This is a genomic window from Agrobacterium sp. CNPSo 2736 (genome assembly GCF_004005385.1).
Classification (GTDB): Bacteria; Pseudomonadota; Alphaproteobacteria; order Rhizobiales; family Rhizobiaceae; genus Agrobacterium; species Agrobacterium leguminum.
The window spans coordinates 64,811-85,864 of the sequence record NZ_RZTX01000001.1; the positions used below are offsets into that span (position 1 = coordinate 64,811).

Consider the following 21,054-nt stretch of genomic DNA (forward strand, 5'->3'; position numbering starts at 1 on the left):
CACCGTGCCATGCCGGAGCTCGAAAAACCATGATCTCGTTTATCCTGCGCCGTTTGGCGAGCGCCGTGCCGACCTTGTTTATCGTCGTCACGATTTCGTTTTTCCTGATGCGTTTTGCACCGGGCGGTCCGTTCAATCTTGAACGTCCCCTGCCGCCGCAGACGATGGAAAACCTGATGAGAACCTATCATCTGGACGAACCATTGTGGCGCCAGTATCTCATCTATCTCGGCAATGCCGTCACCGGCGATTTCGGTCCGAGCTACATCTACAAGGACAATACCGTCGCGCAGTTGATCGGCAAAGGTCTGCCCTATTCGCTGGAACTCGGCAGCTATGCTCTTTTGCTGGCGCTGGTGGGCGGCGTTCTCGCTGGCACCCTGGCCGCGCTCAGGCAGAACAATGCCTTCGATTTTTCGATCATGTCCATTTCGACGGTCGGCGTTACCGTGCCGAACTTCGTTGTAGCACCTGTTCTCACGCTTATCTTTGCCGTCATGCTCGGGCTTCTGCCAGCAGGCAGCTGGGGCGACGGATCGCTTAGGTATCTCATCCTTCCAATGATCGCGCTCGCTTTACCGCAGCTTGCGGTTATCGCGCGTCTGACACGCGGTGCAATGATCGAGGCTTTGCGGATGGACCATATCCGTACTGCCAAGGCTTACGGCCTTCCAGCGCGCAGCGTGGTGGTGTTCCACGCTATGCGTGCGGCGATGCTTCCGGTCGTTTCCTATCTGGCTCCCTGTGCCGCGGCTCTGCTGACGGGTTCGGCAGTCATCGAGACGATCTTCACTATTCCGGGTGTCGGCCGCTACTTCGTTCTTGGTGCGATCAATCGTGACTACACCCTGGTCATGGGAACCGTCGTTCTCGTCGCCATTTTCGTCATCGTGTTCAATCTCGTGGTCGATATTCTTTACGGCCTGCTCGATCCGAGGGTCAGACATGACTGATATCCCCGGGAATACCGCCCATCAACCATTGGTGAAAAGCCGAAGCCTGTTCCAGCTGGCTGCGCTGCGTTTCCGACGAAACAAAGCCGCCATGGCGGGCTCCATCATGCTCCTGCTGATTACGCTTTTCTCATTCATCGGTCCGCATTTCCTTACACACACCTATGATCAGGTGTTTTCGTCCTATGTCTCCGTCGCTCCAAGCCTTGAGCCGCGCCCGGATGTGAACAACCTTCAGGGCGTGATGGAGGGCGTTGCCAGCCGGGCGCGCGTGGAGCTGAAGGAATTTTCCGTCGAAGGGCAAACCTTCACGGCCACCGTCACCTCCAGCAGCCCGATCGACCCGCGCACGACACGCTATTTCGACCGCGCCAACGAATTCGAAAACACGAAGGTCGTCGCCACCGAAGATGAGGGGCGAACACTGAAGCTGGAAGGCGAAGTAAACCGCGAATACTTCCTCTTCGGCACGGATTCGAACGGTCGCGACATGCTGGCTCGCGTGATGCTGGGGGGACAAATCTCAATCGCCGTTGGCGTTCTCGCCAGCCTCGTTTCGCTCGGAATCGGCGTTCTTTACGGCGCAACTGCGGGATATATCGGGGGGCGTGTCGACAATGTGATGATGCGTTTCGTCGAAATCCTCTATTCGCTGCCCTTTGTCTTTCTGGTGGTCGTTCTGGTGGTCTTTTTCGGCCGCAGCTTCATCCTGATCTTCCTGGTCATCGGTGCGGTGGAATGGCTGGATATGGCGCGTATCGTCCGCGGTCAGACGCTTGCCCTGAAACGGAGGGAATTTGTGGGCGCCGCACAGGCTTTGGGTTTGAGCGACTGGCAGATCATCCGCCGTCACATCATCCCGAATACGATCGGGCCCGTCGTCGTGTTCGTAACGGTGGTCGTACCCAAGGTCATTCTTCTGGAAAGCTTCCTCTCTTTCCTCGGCCTTGGCGTGCAGGCGCCGCTTACGAGCTGGGGCGCGCTGATTTCCGAAGGCGCCAACAATATCCAGTCAGCCCCGTGGCTCCTGATATTCCCGGCGATCTTCTTCGTACTGACCCTGTTTTCGCTCAATTTTGTGGGTGACGGGTTGCGTGATGCACTCGATCCCAAGGATCGTTGACATGAATACGACATCTGAAACCATCCTCACCGTCCGTAATCTCAAGGTCGATTTCACGACGCCGGACGGCACGGTGAAAGCCGTCAAGGGTATCGATCTTGACGTCAAGCAGGGCGAAACGCTTGCCGTCGTCGGAGAATCCGGTTCCGGCAAAAGCCAGACCATGATGGGCATCATGGGGCTGCTTGCATCCAACGGCGTTGTTGAGGGCTCGGCAAAATATCGCGGACGCGAGCTGATCGGTCTGCCGGTCGGCGAGCTGAACAATATCCGGGGTGCGAAAATCACCATGATTTTCCAGGAGCCGATGACCTCGCTCGATCCTCTCTACAGGATCGGCGCGCAAATCGCCGAACCGATCCTCCACCACAGGGGCGGCAGCAGAAAAGAGGCTCGCGCCCGCGTTCTCGAACTGCTGAAGCTCGTGGGAATTCCCGATCCGGAGCGGCGCATAGACAGCTATCCCCACGAACTTTCCGGTGGCCAGCGCCAGCGCGTCATGATCGCCATGGCTCTCGCGAATGAACCGGATATTCTGATTGCGGATGAGCCGACCACTGCGCTTGACGTGACGATCCAGGCGCAGATCCTCGACCTTCTGAAGTCGTTGCAACAACGCTTCGGCATGGCCATCGTCCTGATCACGCACGATCTCGGCGTGGTCCGCCATTTTGCCAATCGTGTGGCTGTCATGCGCCGTGGGGAGATTGTCGAGTCCGGTACGACGGAAGATATCTTCGATCGCCCACAGGCGGATTACACCAGGATGCTTCTCGATGCCGAGCCCAGCGGGCACAAGCCGGCCATTAGTGCAGAGGCGCCGGTCGTCCTCTCCGGCCAGGGCGTGACGATCGATTATACAATTCCTGGTGGCTTTTTGTCGAAGTCCCGCAGGTTTCGAGCCGTCGACGGCGTCAATGTCAACCTTCACCAGGGACAGACCATAGGCATCGTCGGTGAATCCGGATCAGGCAAGTCCACGCTCGGTCGTGCGCTTCTGCGTCTAATTGTGGCAGATGGCCGCATTTTCTTCGATGGGAGGGAAATTACCGGACTTGATCGGAAGGCAATGCGGCCATTGCGGCGGCGTCTGCAGCTTGTGTTCCAGGACCCCTATGGCTCGCTTTCGCCAAGACAGACGGTCGGAGAGATCATCACGGAAGGCCTGTTTGTGCATGAGCAACGACTGAGCCGAGCGGAACGGGACAAGCGGGCAATAGAAGCACTGAAAGAAGTCGGTCTCGATCCCGCCGCTCGCAACCGTTACCCTCACGAGTTCTCGGGCGGACAACGTCAGCGTATCGCAATTGCCCGCGCGATCATCCTCAAACCGGATGTCGTCATTCTCGACGAACCGACATCCGCACTGGACCGATCCGTTCAGGGACAGGTTATCGACCTGCTGCGTGATTTGCAGAAGACGCATGGCCTTTCTTACATCTTCATCAGCCACGACCTTTCTGTCATCAAGGCGATTTCGGATTACGTCATCGTCATGAGAAACGGGAAGATTGTGGAGGAAGGAGAAACGGATGCCATATTCAGCAGTCCAACGGCTGAATATACTGAAACACTCATCAAATCTGCTTTCTCGGTGGAAGCGGCACCATAGATTATCGCACGGCCGCGGCAGGCCTTCTCTGGCCCTGAATCACTGGAAAAAGAGCGGCAATGTCATACGGCCGGGCTAGTTGCACCTATTTTCGACCGAATCCGTAATCCGCCGCTCGGGAATACTGCTCTGACTGCCTTTTCGTGAGCATGTCAGCGTCGCAGCGATCGGCGCCCGCCGCATGGCCGCCTCGAGTGGCAAGCCGCAGTCCAATCCTGAGGCAGCACGCCGACGAAACAATCGCCGGCTGCCGTTGTGTCCTGTACGTCGACGGAGGTGCTGAACATGACGCGGTTTCCTTAAGCGATCTGAACGAAGTGACCTTCGCCGGCTTCTTCGTAGGTCCGCTTCGGCGGCACATAATCGGCGGCGCGGAACGGGCTTTTGATCTCGTCATTGGAGATACGGCGCGTCTGTCGGCGCGAGGGATCGGCAATCGGGACCGCTGCCATCAGCCGTTTGGTATATTCGTGCTGCGGGTTTTCGAAGACGGCCTGACGCGGGCCAATTTCGACGATCTCTCCGAGATACATCACGGCGACGCGGTGGCTGATGCGCTCGACAACCGCCATGTCATGGCTGATGAAGAGATAGCCGAGACCGTATTTTTCCTGCAGGTCCAGCATCAGATTGATGACCTGCGCCTTGACCGAGACATCGAGCGCGGACACCGACTCGTCGGCAATCAGGAGCTTCGGCTCCAGCGCCAGGGCGCGGGCGATACAGACGCGTTGACGCTGGCCGCCGGAAAATTCGTGCGGGAAGCGGTCCGCCATCGAAGCGGAAAGGCCGACACGTTCCAGAAGGTCACCAACGCGCTGACGCGCTTGCGAAGCTGGCGCCAGACCATGGGTGACGATCGGCTCGGCGATCGCCTGGCCGACGCGGATACGTGGATTGAGGCTTTCGAAAGGGTCCTGGAAGATCATCTGCGCTTCGCGGCGGATATCGGCGAGGTCGCTCTTGCCGGCCGTGAGTACATTCTTGCCGCCAATCTGCACTTCACCGGATACCGCATCGGTAAGCCGAATGATCGAGCGGCCGGTGGTAGATTTACCGCAACCGGATTCGCCGACCAACGACAGGGTTTCCCCCTGACGCAGTTCCAGCGATACGCCTTCGACCGCGTGGATGCAGCCGATGGTTTTGCGCAGGAAACCCTTCCTGATCGGAAAGCGCGTAATCAGGTTGTCGACCTTGAGGATCGGTGGGTGATTGCGCTTGACCGTATCCTCGGTCGGCTTGACCGGCTGGATTTCCCCGGTTGCCATGTCCACCTGCGGAAACCGCAATGGACGATCCTTGCCGGTCATCGAGCCAAGCTGCGGTACTGCCGACAACAGCGCGCGGGTATAGGGATGTTTGGCGCCGGCAAATAGATCATGCGTCGTGCCGGTCTCAACCTGTTCGCCACGATACATCACCACCGTACGGTCGGATATTTCCGCAACAACGCCCATGTCATGGGTGATGAAGAGAACGGACATGCCTTCCTCTTCCTGCAGTGTCTTGATGAGTTCGAGGATCTGCGCCTGGATGGTTACATCGAGCGCCGTCGTCGGTTCGTCGGCGATCAGCAGCTTAGGGTCACAGGCAAGTGCAATCGCGATAACGACACGCTGGCGCATGCCGCCCGAAAAATTCATCGGGTATTCGTTAAGGCGCGACTTTGCCGAGGGAATGCGGACCTTTTCCAGAAGCCGCACGGCTTCCGCCTGAGCTTCGGTTTCCGTCATGCCGCGGTGCTGGCGCAGGACCTCGGTGATCTGCGCACCGATCTTCAGCACCGGGTTGAGCGATGTCATCGGCTCCTGAAAGATCATGCCAATGCGATTGCCGCGGATTTTCTGCATGTCTTCAAGCGGGATCGACAGAAGATCCTTGCCCTCGAACTCGATCTTTCCGGCCACGCGCGAATTGCCCGGCGACAGAAGCCGCATGATCGACATCGCCGTGACGCTCTTGCCTGAACCGGATTCACCGACAACGGCGACGGTTTCCTTCGGCGCGATATCGAAGCTGACATCATGCACGACATTGCGCCACTCGCCACCGACGCGGAAGGCCGTGTTGAGATTGGAAATCGAAAGAATTGGATTGGTCATGATCTTAGCCCTCACGACGCGGATTGAGGATGTCGCGCAGGGAATCGCCGATCAGGTTGATCGCGACGATGAGCAACAGAAGGGCGATGCCCGGGAATAGGCTGATCCAGTAGTCACCGGAAAGCAGGTATTCGAAGCCGTTCGAGATCAGCAGACCAAGGGACGGTTCCGTCACCGGCAGGCCGATGCCGAGGAAAGAAAGCGTTGCTTCCAGCATGATGGCATAAGCGACGCGCATGGTGGCGACGACGATCAGCGGCGGCAGGCAGTTCGGCAGGATGTGCCGGAACAGGATGTTGCGGTCCGGCAGCGCCATCGAGCGGGCGGCATCGACATAAGCGCGTTTGCGCTCGACCAGCGCCGAACCGCGGATCGTGCGGGCATAATAAGCCCATTGCGTCACCACCAGCGCCAGAATGATCTTGTCGACGCCCTGGCCGAGAATGGCGAGGAAAATCAGCGCAATCAGGATCGCGGGGAAGCTCAGCTGGATATCGACGATACGCATCAGCACCGAGTCCAGCCGGCCGCCGACATAAGCGCTGGTGAGGCCGATCGATGCGCCGATGACGAGCGCGATCGCCGCGCTGGAGAGGCCGACGAGGATACTGGTGCGCAGGCCATAGAGAATGGCGCTGAACAGGTCGCGGCCCTGCGTGTCGGTGCCGATCAGATAGGCCATGCCCGACATGCTTTCCGAACCCGGCGGCAGGCGACTGTCGAGAATGTCGAGCTGAGCCAGATCATACGGATTTTGCGGCGCGACGGCCGGCGCGAAAATGGCAGCCACGATAAAGATCGTCACCAGTATGATGCCGACGAGCGCGAGCTTGTCGTGCAGCAGCGCATGGACGACTTCCCGTGCGGGGGAACGCGAGATGGATTTCGCGCCGCTGTTTGCTGCGGCATGAACCGAAACGGTCGAGCTGTTGTTGTCGGTCATCACGAATTCCCCTCAAGGCGAACGCGGGGGTCGACGATGGAGTACAGAATGTCGACCAGAAGATTGATGATGCTGAACATCACCACGGTGATCATCAGGTAGGCAAGGATGACGGGACGGTCGAGAACGCCGATAGCGTCGATGATCAGCTTGCCCATGCCCGGCCAGGCAAAGATCGTTTCGGTGACGACAGCGAAAGCGATCAGCGAGCCAAGTTCCAGACCGATGACGGTGATCAACGGGATCAGCGTGTTCTTCAGCACATGCACGGTAACGATACGGCGTTCCGGCAGACCCTTGGCGCGGGCGAAACGAACGAAATCGAGCTGCATGGTTTCCATCACACCAGCCCTTGTAAGACGGATGACCAGCGAAATCTTGAACAGCGCCAGGTTGAATGCCGGCAACAGAAGATGCGCCAAACCATCGAACGTGAACAGGCTGAGCGGCACGCCAAGGACGTTGACAGTCTCGCCGCGACCCGATGCAGGCAACCAGCCCAAATAAACACTGAACAGCATGATCATCACGAGCCCGATCCAGAAGGTCGGCAGACTGAATCCGAGGATCGAAAAGGTCATGATCGACTTGGAAATAAAGCCCTTCGGCTTGAGGCCGGCATAAACGCCGAGCGGAATGCCGATAACAAGCGCCATGAACAGCGCGACGAAGGCAAGTTCCAGCGTTGCCGGCATGCGGTTCAAAATCAGGGTCAGCGCCGGCTGGTTGAACACAAAGGAATTGCCGAGATCGCCGGAAAGCGCACGCGTGAGGAACAGCCAGTATTGTTCCCAAACCGACTTGTCGAGTCCGAAGGACTGGATGACCTGCAGGCGTTCCGCCGGTGTCGCGGTCGGGCTCAGCAGAACGTCAACCGGATTGCCGACGAGATAGAGGCCGACAAAGACCAGAACCGACATGACAAAAAGCGTGAGCACGGTTTGTAGCGACCGGCTTAGAAGATATCCGCTCATGAGCTTGAGCCTCCCAGATTTTTTTTAGCGAGCGCTGCACCGCCATGGCGGGCGATGCGCTCGATCAGCAATTCGATGAAACCGGCTTCGTCGACATCGGTGACGACGGTGGTGTTCGCCGCCCGGTCCATCTTCTTGTAAAAATCGGCGTAGGTGTAACCCATCGTGAGACCGGTGACCTCAACGCCGACAAAAGCCTCACGGCTGGTGAACAATTCTGGCCGGATCAGCCATGCGATCGTCGTCGCATCATGGATCGGTCCGCCCGGTCGACCGAAACGTTTGACGTCGCTGCGGTCGAAGGTCGAGAAAAGATTGAAAAGGGCATCGCCCGCTTCGCCGCCGGCACGGAACCGTTCAAAATGTTTGGCGGTAAACAGCGCCTGGAAGGTCATGTCGAGCGGCATCAGCACAATCGGAACGCCGGACTGGAAGACGATTTCGGCGGCGTGCGGATCGGCATAGACGTTGAATTCGGCCCATGGCGTGCGATGGCCAAGTGCGGTGAAAGCTCCCCCCATCGAAACGATCCGGCGGATGCCGCGGGCAACGTCCGGATGCTGGATCAACGCCAGCGCCACATTCGTCATCGGCCCGATAGAGCAGATGGTGACCGGCTCGCCTGCCGCTGCCGCCGCCCGCGCCGTGCGGACGATGAAACGCACGGCGTTTTCTTCCGCCGCAACGATATCGCCGGCCTTGACCAGCGTATCGTCGAAAGCGCCGATGCGAGCGTATTTCCCATAGACCTGTTCGCGCACCAGCGGACCGCTGGCACCGGCATAAACCGGCACATCACGCCGTCCGCTCAGGCCAACCAGCTTGCACGCATTGGTGACCGTATCGCGAAGCGGCACATTGCCGGCGACAATGGATAGTCCCAGAACCTCGATTTCCGGCGAGGCAAGCGCCATCAGAATGGCGGCGGCATCGTCCACGCCCGGATCCGCATCTATGATGACCTTGTGGGGTTTCATGCGACGACCTTTTCGGCATAACGCGACAGGCGCTCGAGGAAGAATGCTATCACGCCTTCCGCATCGACCCTGGTGACGATGTCGGCATTCGGCTCCAGGCCGCTCTTGCCGTACCAGTCGGCAATCGTCTGGCCCATGCAAAGCTCGCTTTCATATTCGACGAACACACGTGCTTTCTGGGTTTCAAACAGATGCGGCGCAAGAATATAGGCCATGACCAGGGGATCATGCAGCGGACCGCCACGCGAACCATAACGGGGTACGTCGTTACGATCCCAGAACGCCATCAGTTCGGCAAGCGTCTGGGAAATGCGACCGCTGACGCGGGAAAACTCAGTGACATGTTCCGGCTTCAGCATGACCTGATGGGTAGCATCGAGTGCCAGCGCGACAATCGGGATGCCGCTGGAAAACACCACATGCACGGCATGCGGATCGGCCAGAACATTATATTCTGAGGTCATCGTGCGGTTGCCGGGTTCGCGATAGGCGCCACCCATCATCACGATACGCTCGATGCCTCCAGCGATCTGCGGTTTCATACGCAGCGCGACGGCAATATTGGTCATCGGCCCCAGGCAGCAGAGCGTGATACGCTCGCCCTGTTCGGCGGCCTTGCCCAGCGCGTCGATCAGGAAATCGACGGCGGAAGTCTCTTCCGCCTTCTTCACCGGTTCCGGCAATACGGTGTTGCCGAGACCCGTCTTGCCATGAAACTGGCCATGGATCGGCTCACGCAGCATCGGCCGGAAGCAGCCGGCATAGACCGGGATGTCGGCGCGATTGCCGAGTTCGCAGACCTGCAGCGCATTGCGCACCGTGCGCTCCAGCGGCTGGTTGCCACAGACCGGCGTGATGCCCAGAATCTTAAGTTCCGGCGACACGAATGCGGTCAACAGGGCAATCGTGTCATCGATACCCGGATCACAATCGACGATGATCGAAATCGGCTTCATTCTCAATGCCTTCAATGTGTGGGATCAGAAAACTCAGAGCGCGCCGACATCGCGCAGCACACTGGCGATTTCCACTCGCGCGGCTTCGCCGAGCGGCATTTGCGGATGTATCGGCGCACCGACGGCAAAACCCTGCAGATCGAGCGCCGTCTTGATGCAGGCGGCGATCGAATATTTCGCGAAAATCTCGTTGACCTTCCACATCGGCCGCTGAAGGTCCATCGCACGCATCCAGTCGCCGGCCTTGGCCACCTCATAAAGCGCAATGCTCTGCTTGGGCACGATGCAGGCCGGACCGGCCATCCAGCCCACACCGCCAATCATCATCACGCACACCGGGATGTGCGCGGAGGCTGCAAATACCTCCATCCGGCCGCGGGTCCGCTCGATGATGGAGAGCAGGCGCCCCGTATTGGTCGAGGCGTCCTTGATGTAGCGGATATTATCGACCCGGCTCAGTCGCTCGATAACCGGCAACGAAAGATCGGAACGCTGGAACTGCGGATTGGTATAGAGCACCACCGGACGGCCCTTGGCCGCCCCGGCGATCGCAGTGAAATAGGCTTCCACACCCTCGTCGCTGACCGGAAAATAAGCTTCGAGGATCGCCAGAATGCCATCCGCACCGGCCGCGACCATATATTCCGTCTGGGCAACGGCGTCGGCAGTAGAAGTCGACGCCACGCCGGCGACAACGGGAACCCGGCCGCGATTGGCCGAGATCACGGTATCGACAACGCGGCGTCTTTGCTCCTGGGAGAGATAGGCAAATTCACCCGTGCTGCCGAGCGGCGTCAGACCATGCACGCCCGCGTCGACCAGGTGGTCCACCAGATCCGTCAGCACACCTTGCATCACCTCACCGCGGCTATCGACCGGGGAAACGAGATAGGGAAATACACCGCTGAAAGACATGGTGGACCGCTCCTTTTTTCGATCAGTTCGGCTTCACATAGTAGGGAAGCGTGTAACCGTCGGAACGACCCGCATAGTTGATATCGCTCTTCACCGCCCAGGTGTTGGCGAGATAGAAAACCGGAATGACACCGAGATCCGTCATCGCGATTTCCGTAGCCTTCTTCAGAAGTTCCTCACGCTTGGCGTCGTCGAGCGTCGAGCGGGCTTCGTTCAGGGCCTTGTCGAATTCCGGATTGGAATAACGACCGCGATTGCCCTGACCGGCCTTTTCGCCGTAGGTCTCGAGGATCGGTCCAAGAACGCCCGAAGCCTCACCGGTTTCGACGGCGGCACCGCCCATGATGAACGAAAACTCAAGGTTCGAGGCACGGGTAAAATAGACGCTGCCCGGAAGGGTGGCAACTTCGGTCTTCACGCCGACGCGGCTGAAGAACTGGCCGATGGCCTGCGCAACCTTGCTATCGTTCGGATAACGGTCATTCGATGCATGGAAGGTCAGCTGGAAACCGTCGGGATAACCGGCCTTCGCCAACAGTTCCTTGGCCTTGGCCGGGTCATAGGCGTCGACTTTGATGGCGGGATCATAACCGAAATAGCCTTCCGGCACGACCTGGCCGGCCGGCACGCCCTGCCCGTCCATGATGCGGTCGACCAGCGCTTCGCGGTTGATCGACAGGGACAGAGCGCGGCGCACTTCCGGTTTCAGGAGCGGGTTCTTGCCATCCGGACCCTTGGCGAAAGGCGATTCTTCGCGGGCTTGGTCCATGTGCAGATACATGATGCGGTTACCGGCAATGTTGACGACCTTCAGCTTGTCGGATGCCTCAAGCCGGCGGGTATCGGCCGTCGGGATGCTTTCGATCATGTCGACATCGCCCGAAAGCATGGCGGCAACGCGCGCGCTCGGGTTCTTGAAGACCCGGAAGGTCACCTTGTCCCAGGCAGCTTTTTCGCCCCAATAGGCATCATTGCGTGCAACAACGACATTGTCGTCCGGCGACCAGGAAACGAACTTGAACGGGCCGGTGCCGATAACACCCTCGCCGGTGTTCATTTCGCCCGTCGTAACCTTTTCCATTTCGGCCGGGAGCATCGCGATTCGACTGAGATTGTTGAGCAGAAGCGGCGTCGGGCCGGCAGTCTTGATACGGACCGTCAGCGGATCGACGGCTTCGACCTCGGTTATAGCCTTCACGTAAGCGGCAAAGGAGCTTGGGCTGTTGGTCGAGGCAAGTGGAATGCGCTTGATGCTGGCGACCACGTCTTCAGCGGTGAAATCGCTGCCGTCGTGAAATTTCACGCCTTCGCGCAGCTTGAATTCCCAGGTCTTGTCATCGACGATTTTCCAGGAAACAGCGAGCGCTGGCTGGATCTGCTGCTTGTCGTCCTGATTGACGAGACCATCGAAAATGTTGCGCGCCATCGCACTGTTCGGGCCGACGACGTAAAATTGCGGGTCCATGGACGTCGTGGAGGCGGACAGACCAACGGTCAGATCCCGCGCCTCGCTCGCGAACGGCATGGCGAAAACAGACGCTGCCAATGCGGCTGCGAAAACAGAAAACTTCATGACGGGGACTCCTCCAGGTTGTCCGACCCGCGCTCCCTGCGGGTAAAAGACGAATTAACGTTTTACCTGGCAAAAGAAAAATTGCATTTTGTACTTAAGCCATGCCGCAATGTTATGGAAGGAAACCAGGTGAGACTGAAACCGAGGCAGGTCGAAGCGTTTCGAGCCGTGATGATGACCGGTGGCATTACTGCCGCGGCCGAAGCCCTGAACGTCACACAGCCGGCCGTCAGTCGCCTTATCCGCGATCTCGAGGAGATCGTTCAAATGCGACTGTTTGAACGCGTCGGCGCCAGATTGGTGCCAACCGCGGAAGCCACACAGTTTTATCGGGAGGTCGAGCGGCTTTATCTCGGCCTCGACCAGATTGCTCAGGCCGCCGATGACATACGCGCGCACAAGAATACCGTTCTGCGCATTGGCAGTGTGACGTCGCTGGTTCGCCCCTACCTGCATCGGGCGATTGTCGAAACCATTGGCGACCGGCTGGATATTCCGCTGGTGATCGACGTCGAAAACAGCCGGCATATATGGGATATGGTCGACCAGAACCGCTACGATCTCGGGCTGGTTTTCGGTTCTCCCAGAATGGCGGACAAGAACGCCACGCCTCTGCACAGCTCCTATGCCGTTGCCGCAATGACGGCAGATCATCGACTGGCATCCCGCCGGGTCGTCACGCCAAATGACCTTCTCGAGGAACGAGTGCTCATTCCCGGCCGCAATTCTCCGCTCAGGCTAGCGCTCGACCGCGCCTTCTCAATCGAAGACCACCAACCGATAAGCACAATGGAAACGTCAATGCTGAACTGCTGCCACTTTGCATCGGCGGGCATGGGCGTTGGCATCGTGGATCATACCAGCCTGCGCTCTGCCGGTGCCGAAGTGGTGGCGATACCATTCGAACCGAAGATCGAAGTGTCCTACTACGCGATACGGCCAATCGGTGCGCAGAGAATTGCTGTTCTTGATGAATTGATTGAGCGCATCCGCCAAATGATGAGCACCGCCGGAGATCTTGGTTCGTACCTAGCACTACGAGAGTCTTGAGATCCCATCAGGGGTGAGTAGCGGTCTGCTCCGTGGCAGAGTGAGGTCGCTAGAAAACTCTCTGGAGGCCAACCATGCCGATAACAGCAGATCAATCTCAAAAGCAAACCGCTACCCTCGTCGATCTTGGCGCAATTTTCATCTCGTTGGAATTGAGCAAATCAACGTGGCTGGTGACGGCTCTGTTGCCATGTAGCGAGAAGATGTCCCGCTATACCGTCAGTGGGGGTGACATTGCCGGCCTGTTCTCGTGTTTTGGCGAGCTTCGCCAGAAAGCCAAACGTCGAAAGAACATACTTTACCCGCTGGTAGTGATCCAAGAGGCCGGACTGGATGGCTTCTGGCTCGGACGAATGCTGAGCAAGGAAGCCTGGATAGAGAGCCACATCGTAGAAGCCGCATCGATTGCCATGCCGCGCCGGCATCGCCGAGCGAAGACCGACCGGATCGATGGCGAAACGCTGATCCGCGCTTTGATTGCATGGAAACGCGGCGAGCCACGTGCATGCTCAATGGTCAAGCTTCTTACACCTGAGGAGGATGACAACCGACGGATTGGGCGGGAGAGGAAAACTCTGATCGCCGAACGCGTCTTCCACGTCAACCGCATAAAAGGACTGCTCTTCACTCAAGGAATTCGAGATTATGAACCTGTCAATCGGGATCGCCGCCAGCGTCTAGACGAGCTTCGAACCGGTGACGGGCATCCGCTAGCAAAACATTTAAAAGCCGAAGTCTGCAGAGAGCTCGATCGCCTCGAGTTGTTGCTCACACAAATCAAGGCTGTCGAAGCAGAGCGAGATGCCTTGATCGTTCGCGAGACGTCGGAGACACCGAGGGAAGCGACCGCTCTTTTGGGCATCAAGGGAATAGGGCCGGAATTCGCTACGATACTTTACACGGAAGGGCTGTTTCGGCACTTCGACAACCGACGCCAAATCGCATCGTACGCAGGACTCGCCCCCTCCCCTTGGCAAAGCGGTAACGTCAATCGCGAGCAGGGCGTGTCCAAGGCCGGAAATCCTCGTTTACGAACAACCATGGTCGAACTCGCCTGGCTATGGTTGCGGCATCAACCGAACTCCACATTAACATTATGGTTCAAGGAACGCATCGCTCGGAACGCCGGCCGCTTAAAGACGCCGATGATTGTCGCGCTCGCGCGCAAATTACTCGTAGCTCTCTGGAAGTATGTGACGTCTGGCGTCGTGATCGAAGGTGCGATCATGAAAACCGCCTGAGGCCGAAAGAGCCTACAAAACGCAAAATATAATCCTCAGGGCCTGATCAGCTCTGACGGATCCAGGTGGACGAACCGGGTATCCTTTTGGCTTTACACGCCGATCTTGAGTTTGGTCTCGTTCTCCTGAGCCCGTGCCCGTCGAATGCGGGATAATGGTGCAGCCGCTAAGAGCGGCGACCGGATGTGAGGTTGTATAGGCCCAAGAACCGGGCCGGTAATTGTTATGGGCTCAGACCGCGGATCCCCTACCAAGGAGAAATTCGATGCCACTCAGATAAACGATTGACAAAAAACCTGATGTGAAGGGATACGGATCGTTCCCGGTATTTCTTTGTTCGCGTCCCTTGGCGACCAGCAGCGATCGCGATTTCCCTCTTTGCGGGATTATGGCGCCAACCGCACAATGATCGTGGCCTCGGAAGACGACAATTTCCGTTCGACGGCCAGAGCTTGCGCTGAATCAAGGCCACTGATGGTGACGCTGCCGCCCATAATCGGCTCTCTCACGACCGGCTCGAAGACCACGTCGCCATCAACCAGCAACTGGGTCTTCTTCCCGAGAGCCGCGCGGGTGAAATCCTCGAAGACCTTGGCGCTTTCCGGCGTCAACGCAATTTCCACCGCAGGTCCGGCAGCGGGATCGACCGAGGTTTTCACCTTTGCGACCTTGAGTGAAATCGGTGCAATGTCTCCGCTGCTGTCGGCAGCAGTTTTACCACCCTCATTCTGGTCGGGAGAGGAAGCAGTATCGGCATTGGTCTTCGCGCGGTACTGGTCCAGATCGATTGAAGCCTGCCTATTGTTTTCGGGTAGCGGCTCAACGCGTTGGCCAGACAGGGTCTCGGCAGTCCATGCATGCGGCGCGGGCAGGACCGGTGGCTGGTCCTCTCGCCAGATATGCGTAGCCACGGTGACCTTCATGCCGCCAACACTTGCGACCGTGTTTTCCAGCACTTCGATTGTCGAGCCGTCGCGTGTCGAATTCACGTAGGTCACGGTCCGCGACTTGCCGGCGCTTCTGGCCTGCGCCAGCTGCGCATCGGTCAGTTGCTTCGCGCGATCTGCAAAGCTTGCGATCATGCCATCGATCGAAGATTGCTGGGATTGGAGCAGGGCAGCCGGATCGTAGGTGACCTTCGCGCTGAACGTGGCTGTTTGCCGGGCCTTGTCGGCGGCTTCGAGTTTCCAGACGGTGTTTGTCGGAACGAGCACCCCTTTCAGTTCTTCGCTCCCCGCAACCGTCCATTCCTGTCCGATATCTGTCGTGAAAGCTTCGGAGGATTGCCCGAGCGCAAGGATCATGCTTTCCGGCGCGAGCACGTTAATGACGACAAGAGGATTACCTTTAACGGCCTGGAGCATGCGGGAGGCCGTGTTATCCGACGCGGACGTGGACAGGAGCATTTCCATATTGGCGATGATCTGATCGGCGCCGACAAGCGTCATAGGAGTACCGCTCGGATCCGCCTCGAATTCCAACTCCTCAACACCATAAGCGGCGAGCGAATTGCGAAACATGGCGTTCATCGCATAGGAATCCGCAGTGCCTGTCGCGTCCGGGGGAAGGTCGGCGGAAAGCCTCCATTTCACCCGCATCCCCTCGTCGTTTCGCGACAGCACCGTTGCCGATTGACGGAAATCGCCACGCATGACAACGGACGATGCTTCCGGTTTGTCGAGCCAAAGCGACATGTCGGTCTCGGTCGTCTTTTGAACGCGATAATGGCTCTCAGCCCCGATGGCGGGTTCATAAGGGGGAACGGTCACGCTTTCCGCCGCCTGGGCCGGGCCGGTTGCCATCGTTGCCTGGAATATCAGCCCGGCAGCGAGAAAGAGGAGAGGGACCAGACCGATATTGCGGCGCGTTACGTTCGTGTGAATTTGAATGCCCTCCGGTTACGGCGTATTCAACACCTGACATGCCGATTTTGTACTGTCTATCCCCAGTTCAACGCCACATGGCTTCTGTGGGCAGTGATTTTTAATCATTGAATTCTGTATTGCGTCGCGATTCCGCCACCATTGCACTCAGGCGGTGTTGCAGCTCGGGCGGTTCGAATTCCATCCGCACGCAGCCAAGCGCGTAGCACATTGCGGGAGTGAACGGCATCCAGGCTCTCAAAAGATCGAGCAGCTCATCGGACATCATGTTCTCCAACGGGTCGACGCCCAATTGGCCGAGAGCCCGTTCGTGATCGGGCATCTTTGCTTTCGCGATAATGGCGAGGGTGCGCTTTAACGCCAGATCTGCTGGCTCGTGATGCTGGTTCGTTGACCACCACCATGCATCGACGTCAGCAATATATGCGGCAATATAGGTTTCCGCAGTCATTGCCGGTTCGCCCAAAGCAGCCATATCCGGAACCCAAGAGGGATCGGATGCAATTTCGGATGGTGAAAATATGCCGGGAGGTGGCGTGTCGGAGCGGTGCCTCTTCAGGCCCGGTTTGCGATGGCGTGTCATGGCGAGCGGTCCGCTAGTTGAGGCGTTGACTGGTCGTGGCATCGAACAGGTGGATCGATGCCAGATCCGGCTGAACCTGGATGGTCGCGCCCGGCTGCGCTTGCACACGCTCGCGGAAGACACCGACGACCTGGTGATTGCCGAGCATCATCGTGACCTGCGTTTCCGACCCCATTGGTTCCATCAGCAAAACGTTTGCGGTGAGGCCATGAGTTACCAGTTCGAAATGTTCCGGGCGGATGCCGTATATCGCTTCACCTGTGGCGGGGCCGGGCGGGAGGGGCAAGACGACGCCATCAGCCTCGAAGCCATTGGCCGTAAGCCGTCCCTTGATGAAATTCATCGCCGGGGAACCGATGAAGCCGGCGACGAAGGGATTGGCGGGCCGGTCATAAAGCTCGAGCGGCGCCCCGCATTGCTCCACCCGTCCGGCATTCATCACCACGATCTTGTCGGCCATGGTCATGGCTTCCACCTGGTCATGCGTGACATAAACGGTCGTGACCCCCAGACGCTGGTGCAATCCCTTGATTTCACCGCGCATCACCACGCGCAGCTTGGCATCGAGATTGCTGAGCGGTTCGTCGAACAGAAAAACCTGAGGATTGCGGACGATTGCGCGGCCCATGGCGACACGCTGCCGTTGCCCGCCGGAAAGCTGGCGGGGGAACCGTTCGAGCAATGGCGTCAGCCCCAATATGTCCGCTGCCCAGCTCACCCGCTCGGCGATCTCCCCCTTGCTGCCGCCGCGATGCTCGAGCGAAAACGCCATGTTTCTGGCCACACTCATATGCGGATAAAGCGCGTAGTTCTGGAAGACCATGGCGATGTCGCGGTCTTTCGGTTCGATCTCGTTGACGACACGGCTGCTGATCGAGATATCGCCGCTGGTCACGGTTTCAAGGCCTGCGATCATCCGCAGCAAAGTGGATTTGCCGCAGCCCGAAGGGCCGACGAGGACAACGAATTCGCCATCGGCAATATCGATATCGACACCATGGATGGTGGCGAATGCGCCATAGCTTTTCTTGACGGCTCTAAGGGTAACGGGTGCCATGGGTCAGCCTTTCGGTTAGCCTTTAAGCCCGGTATGGGCGAGGCCTTCGACGAATTGTTTCTGCGCAACGATGAAGACGATGAGTACGGGAATGGCGGTCATTGTTGCGGCGGCAAGCTGGATGTTCCACATCGGTCCACCATAGGCGTCGGTAAATTGTGTCAGTGCCTGCGGCAGGGTGAACTTATCGGGGCTGGAAAGAAAGACGATGGGTTCGAGATAGAGGTTCCAGCTGCCGAGAAATGTGAAGATCGCAACGGCGGCCAGCGCCGGACGGGCAAGCGGCAGGGCGATGGTCCAGAATATCTTGAACCGGCCGAGGCCATCGACCCGGGCGGCTTCCTCCAGTTCCACGGGTAAGGAGATAAAGAACTGGCGCATGATGAAGGTGGCGAAGACCGCCGGCGCGCCGAAGATCGGCACCAGGATCAGCGGCCAGTGCGTGTTGATCATGCCCCATTTGAGAAACATCCGGAACAGCGGAACCAGCGTCACTTCTGACGGGATCAGCAACCCCACCAGCACCACCATGAAGATGGCGTTGGCGAAGGGGAACCTGATGCGCGCAAAGGCATATCCGGCCATCGAAGCCACTGCCATGGTGCCGATAGTGACGATTGCGGCGATATAGGCGGAGTTCCAGTATTGCAGCGCGAAGGGCTGTATTCTGAAAACGTCGGAATAGGAGGAAAAATCAAAGGCGCGCGGCCAGATATCAGGTGGGAAGGCAAATATCTGGCTGACGGGTTTGACCGACGACGTCACCATCCACCAGGTGGGAAAAACGAAGGGGACAAGTAGCACGCAGAGTATGAAATAGATCAGCGTCTGCGCGCGTGGGCTGAGTTCAGTTTTCATAGAATACGAACTTTCTGCGCAGGTGCCATTGGATGAAGGTGAGCGCGCCGACAATGACCAGCAGGATGATGGAGAGTGTCGAGCCATAACCGAAGAGGTAGAACTGGAAGGCCTGCTGATAGAGGTAATAAACGAGAACCGTCGTGGAAAAGCCCGGCCCGCCCTGCGTGAGGATCATGATCTGCGCAAAGACCTGCAACGCGCCGACGATGGTGACGATGGAGGCGAGCAGGATCGTCGGGCTGATCATCGGCAGGGTGATGCGATAGAATTGCTTGAAGCGCGGCACGCCATCGACGCGTGCGGCTTCAAACAGTTCCCGCGGCACGCCCTGTAGTGCGGCAAGAAACAGGATCATGTTGAGACCGAGATTCTTGAGCGCCTGCACCACGATGACCGAGATCATCGCCGTCGTGGGGTGGCGCAGCCAGTTGGGCCCCTCGACGCCGATCATTTGCAGGAGGCCGTTGATGCCGCCATTGTTCTGCAGCAGGAAACTCCAGACGATTGTCCAGGCGACCAGCGACACCACGACAGGGGAAAAGAACAGTGTGCGGAACACGGTCATGAAGGCCAGCTTCTGGTTCAGGAGCAACGCAAGCCCCAGCGCCAGGCTCATATTGAGCAGGGCAAGCCCGGCGGAGAACACGGCGGTCACCGCCAGCACTTCGCCTATGGCCGGGTCGCCGAGCAGCTTCTGGTAGTTGGCGACGCCGGTGAACCGGAATGACCCCGCCAGTACGTTCCACTCATGCAGTGAATACCAGAAGACCAGCACCAGCGGCACGAGCACGAAGACAACGATACCGATGAGTTGCGGCGCTATGAACAGATAACCGGTGGCGGCGTCACGGCGCGCCATGGTCCAGAAGCCGCGCCGGGCCTGTGTCTGCGCTGTCTGGAGGGCAAGCGTCATGGCTTTTCTTCCTTCTGCCTTTCGCATCCACGGAAAATCGGATGGCTACCAGCGTCAATTGGCCGCTAGCAACGGATCGAGACGGCCGCAAAGCGCTTGCAGGACAGCCGCGACATCGGCATCGGGACGCCAGAGACCGTCAAGGCCAGCGCGAACGGTCTGTTGCAGCCGGGCAAAATTGCGGACCTGCTGCGTTGATTGACCGGTGGCGACGCCACGAATGACCACGGCCTCTATCTGTTTACGCGACAGCAATGGGTTGGCGGCCGCGAGGACATCGGCGGTGAGCAGGCTCTGCCGTGCCGGCGGGAAAAACCGCGCGAGCTTGGCCACATTAGGCTTGGAGGAGAAAAACGCCAGGAATTCCGCCGCAAGCTTCGGGTTTTTGCCGCTGGCCATGACGCCAATGCCTGCCCGGCCTGTTACGGCATAGTCACCTGCAGGTCCTGTAGGCAACGGCACGAGATCCCAGTCGAAGGCCTTGTCGCCTTTCGGCAGCAGCGCTGCGCGGCTGATCTGGGTGGTCGTCATCGCCGCATCCCCGGCAAAAAAGTCGGCAGAAACACCGGGGCCGGGCATGGCTTTTTTCACGAAGATCGCATCGTGGATGAAGCGCATCGCATCAACCATCTCCGGGCTGGCAAAAGCGCAGGACTTGGTATCTTTCGACCAGGGATAGGCATTCCAGCCGGTATAGACTTCGGCAAGGTTTTCCCAGGCTTTGTATTCGAAATCACGAATGATCAATCCCTGTTTGCCGGTGGCCGCGACTTTCGCGGCCGTCGCAATGGCATTGTCCCAGTTCCATTCGCCGGCAGCGATCATCTCGGCGGGCGTCTTTGCGCCTGCAGCCCGGATCATGTCGTTGTTGACGAAAACGCCGAAGGGCGATGTCGAGAAGGGATAGAGATATTGTACCCCTTCATATGACCAGGCGGTGAGTGTCGCCGGGGGGAAGTCGCCCATGTCGTAACCTTCGGTATTGGCAAAGGTTTCGGTAAGGGGATAAAGCGCCCCGGCCGCCATGAAGTCAGGTGCGGTCGTGTCGAAAAGCCAGGCCAGATCGGGAGGGTTTCCGCCGGCAATCTGGGTGGTCAGGGTGGTGGCATAACCTTCGTAGGCAAGCGAATCGTAGGTGATCTTGACGCCGGGATGGCTGGCCTCGAACTCATCGGCGATCTCGTTGAAGAGGGCGAGATGGGCTTCGTTGGCGCTCCAGATGGCCATTCGCAATTCCTGCGACAAAGCTGGCGAAGCCAGCCCGGATGTGACCAGAAAACCGGTCAAAGCAATTTTGACTATACTCCTGCGCATGAATAATCCTCCCAGATTATA

General features: G+C 58.4%; 18 protein-coding genes. 5 read left to right on the plus strand and 13 right to left on the minus strand.

Annotation, left to right across the window (positions count from 1 at the left end; genetic code table 11):
* Positions 1–29 precede the first annotated feature (29 nt).
* Genes oppB through EM858_RS00310 form a run of 3 tightly spaced genes read left to right on the plus strand, consistent with a single transcriptional unit; the run spans position 30 to position 3,688 of the window.
* Entirely contained in the window at positions 30–953 is a 924-nt protein-coding gene (oppB, locus tag EM858_RS00300; protein ID WP_127755430.1) for an oligopeptide ABC transporter permease OppB, read from the plus strand.
* Positions 946–2,076: an ABC transporter permease subunit gene (locus tag EM858_RS00305; RefSeq protein ID WP_127755431.1), complete on the plus strand. Its 1,131-nt coding sequence runs from the start codon at positions 946–948 to the stop codon at positions 2,074–2,076. The genes oppB and EM858_RS00305 overlap by 8 nt, the downstream gene beginning before the upstream one ends.
* Position 2,077: 1 nt before the next feature.
* The gene (locus EM858_RS00310) at positions 2,078–3,688 is read left to right on the plus strand and encodes an ABC transporter ATP-binding protein (protein ID WP_164865260.1); all 1,611 of its coding nucleotides are present in this window, start codon (positions 2,078–2,080) and stop codon (positions 3,686–3,688) included.
* Positions 3,689–3,987: 299 nt separating this feature from the next.
* On the opposite strand, the gene EM858_RS00320 is transcribed toward EM858_RS00310, so the two are convergent.
* The 7 genes from EM858_RS00320 to EM858_RS00350 are packed head-to-tail and all read right to left on the minus strand — an operon-like array spanning position 3,988 to position 12,131.
* Entirely contained in the window at positions 3,988–5,793 is a 1,806-nt protein-coding gene (locus EM858_RS00320) for an ABC transporter ATP-binding protein (RefSeq protein WP_127755432.1), read from the minus strand.
* A 4-nt stretch (positions 5,794–5,797) separates the two neighbouring features.
* A complete protein-coding gene (locus tag EM858_RS00325; RefSeq protein WP_205649535.1) occupies positions 5,798–6,736 on the minus strand; it encodes an ABC transporter permease in 939 nt (312 codons plus the stop codon).
* A complete protein-coding gene (locus tag EM858_RS00330; protein ID WP_080819669.1) occupies positions 6,736–7,710 on the minus strand; it encodes an ABC transporter permease in 975 nt (324 codons plus the stop codon). The genes EM858_RS00325 and EM858_RS00330 overlap by 1 nt, the downstream gene beginning before the upstream one ends.
* On the minus strand, positions 7,707–8,687 hold the full coding sequence (locus tag EM858_RS00335) for a nucleoside hydrolase (RefSeq protein ID WP_127755433.1): 981 nt from the start codon (positions 8,685–8,687) through the stop codon (positions 7,707–7,709). Before EM858_RS00335 ends, EM858_RS00330 begins: the two co-directional genes overlap by 4 nt.
* Positions 8,684–9,643: a nucleoside hydrolase gene (locus EM858_RS00340; protein ID WP_080819665.1), complete on the minus strand. Its 960-nt coding sequence runs from the start codon at positions 9,641–9,643 to the stop codon at positions 8,684–8,686. Before EM858_RS00340 ends, EM858_RS00335 begins: the two co-directional genes overlap by 4 nt.
* Positions 9,644–9,676: 33 nt before the next feature.
* On the minus strand, positions 9,677–10,558 hold the full coding sequence (locus tag EM858_RS00345; RefSeq protein WP_127755434.1) for a dihydrodipicolinate synthase family protein: 882 nt from the start codon (positions 10,556–10,558) through the stop codon (positions 9,677–9,679).
* 22 nt (positions 10,559–10,580) lie between these two features.
* Entirely contained in the window at positions 10,581–12,131 is a 1,551-nt protein-coding gene (locus EM858_RS00350) for an ABC transporter substrate-binding protein (protein ID WP_127755435.1), read from the minus strand.
* A gap of 129 nt (positions 12,132–12,260) precedes the next feature.
* Here EM858_RS00350 and EM858_RS00355 point away from each other — a divergent pair, with 129 nt between their 5' ends.
* Both EM858_RS00355 and EM858_RS00360 read left to right on the plus strand, forming a co-directional pair.
* Positions 12,261–13,181, plus strand: coding sequence for a LysR substrate-binding domain-containing protein (locus tag EM858_RS00355; RefSeq protein ID WP_127755883.1), 921 nt, complete (start codon positions 12,261–12,263; stop codon positions 13,179–13,181).
* Between the two features lie 74 nt (positions 13,182–13,255).
* Positions 13,256–14,422 carry an IS110 family transposase gene (locus tag EM858_RS00360; RefSeq protein WP_127755436.1) on the plus strand — a complete coding sequence of 389 codons (1,167 nt, stop codon included), beginning with the start codon at positions 13,256–13,258 and terminating at the stop codon, positions 14,420–14,422.
* Between the two features lie 386 nt (positions 14,423–14,808).
* Here the strand turns inward: EM858_RS00360 and EM858_RS27005 are convergent, their stop codons facing one another.
* From EM858_RS27005 to EM858_RS00390, 6 genes are all read right to left on the minus strand, one after another.
* Positions 14,809–16,224: a hypothetical protein gene (locus EM858_RS27005; RefSeq protein ID WP_162936887.1), complete on the minus strand. Its 1,416-nt coding sequence runs from the start codon at positions 16,222–16,224 to the stop codon at positions 14,809–14,811.
* A gap of 181 nt (positions 16,225–16,405) precedes the next feature.
* Positions 16,406–16,888: a hypothetical protein gene (locus EM858_RS00370; protein WP_080819658.1), complete on the minus strand. Its 483-nt coding sequence runs from the start codon at positions 16,886–16,888 to the stop codon at positions 16,406–16,408.
* A gap of 13 nt (positions 16,889–16,901) precedes the next feature.
* Entirely contained in the window at positions 16,902–17,945 is a 1,044-nt protein-coding gene (gene ugpC, locus EM858_RS00375) for a sn-glycerol-3-phosphate ABC transporter ATP-binding protein UgpC (RefSeq protein WP_127755437.1), read from the minus strand.
* 15 nt (positions 17,946–17,960) lie between these two features.
* Complete coding sequence (locus tag EM858_RS00380; RefSeq protein ID WP_080813145.1) at positions 17,961–18,803, minus strand: carbohydrate ABC transporter permease; 843 nt, start codon at positions 18,801–18,803, stop codon at positions 17,961–17,963.
* Positions 18,793–19,719 carry a sugar ABC transporter permease gene (locus EM858_RS00385; RefSeq protein WP_065114191.1) on the minus strand — a complete coding sequence of 309 codons (927 nt, stop codon included), beginning with the start codon at positions 19,717–19,719 and terminating at the stop codon, positions 18,793–18,795. The genes EM858_RS00380 and EM858_RS00385 overlap by 11 nt, the downstream gene beginning before the upstream one ends.
* 54 nt (positions 19,720–19,773) lie before the next feature.
* A complete protein-coding gene (locus EM858_RS00390) occupies positions 19,774–21,033 on the minus strand; it encodes a sugar ABC transporter substrate-binding protein (protein WP_127755438.1) in 1,260 nt (419 codons plus the stop codon).
* Positions 21,034–21,054: the final 21 nt, after the last annotated feature.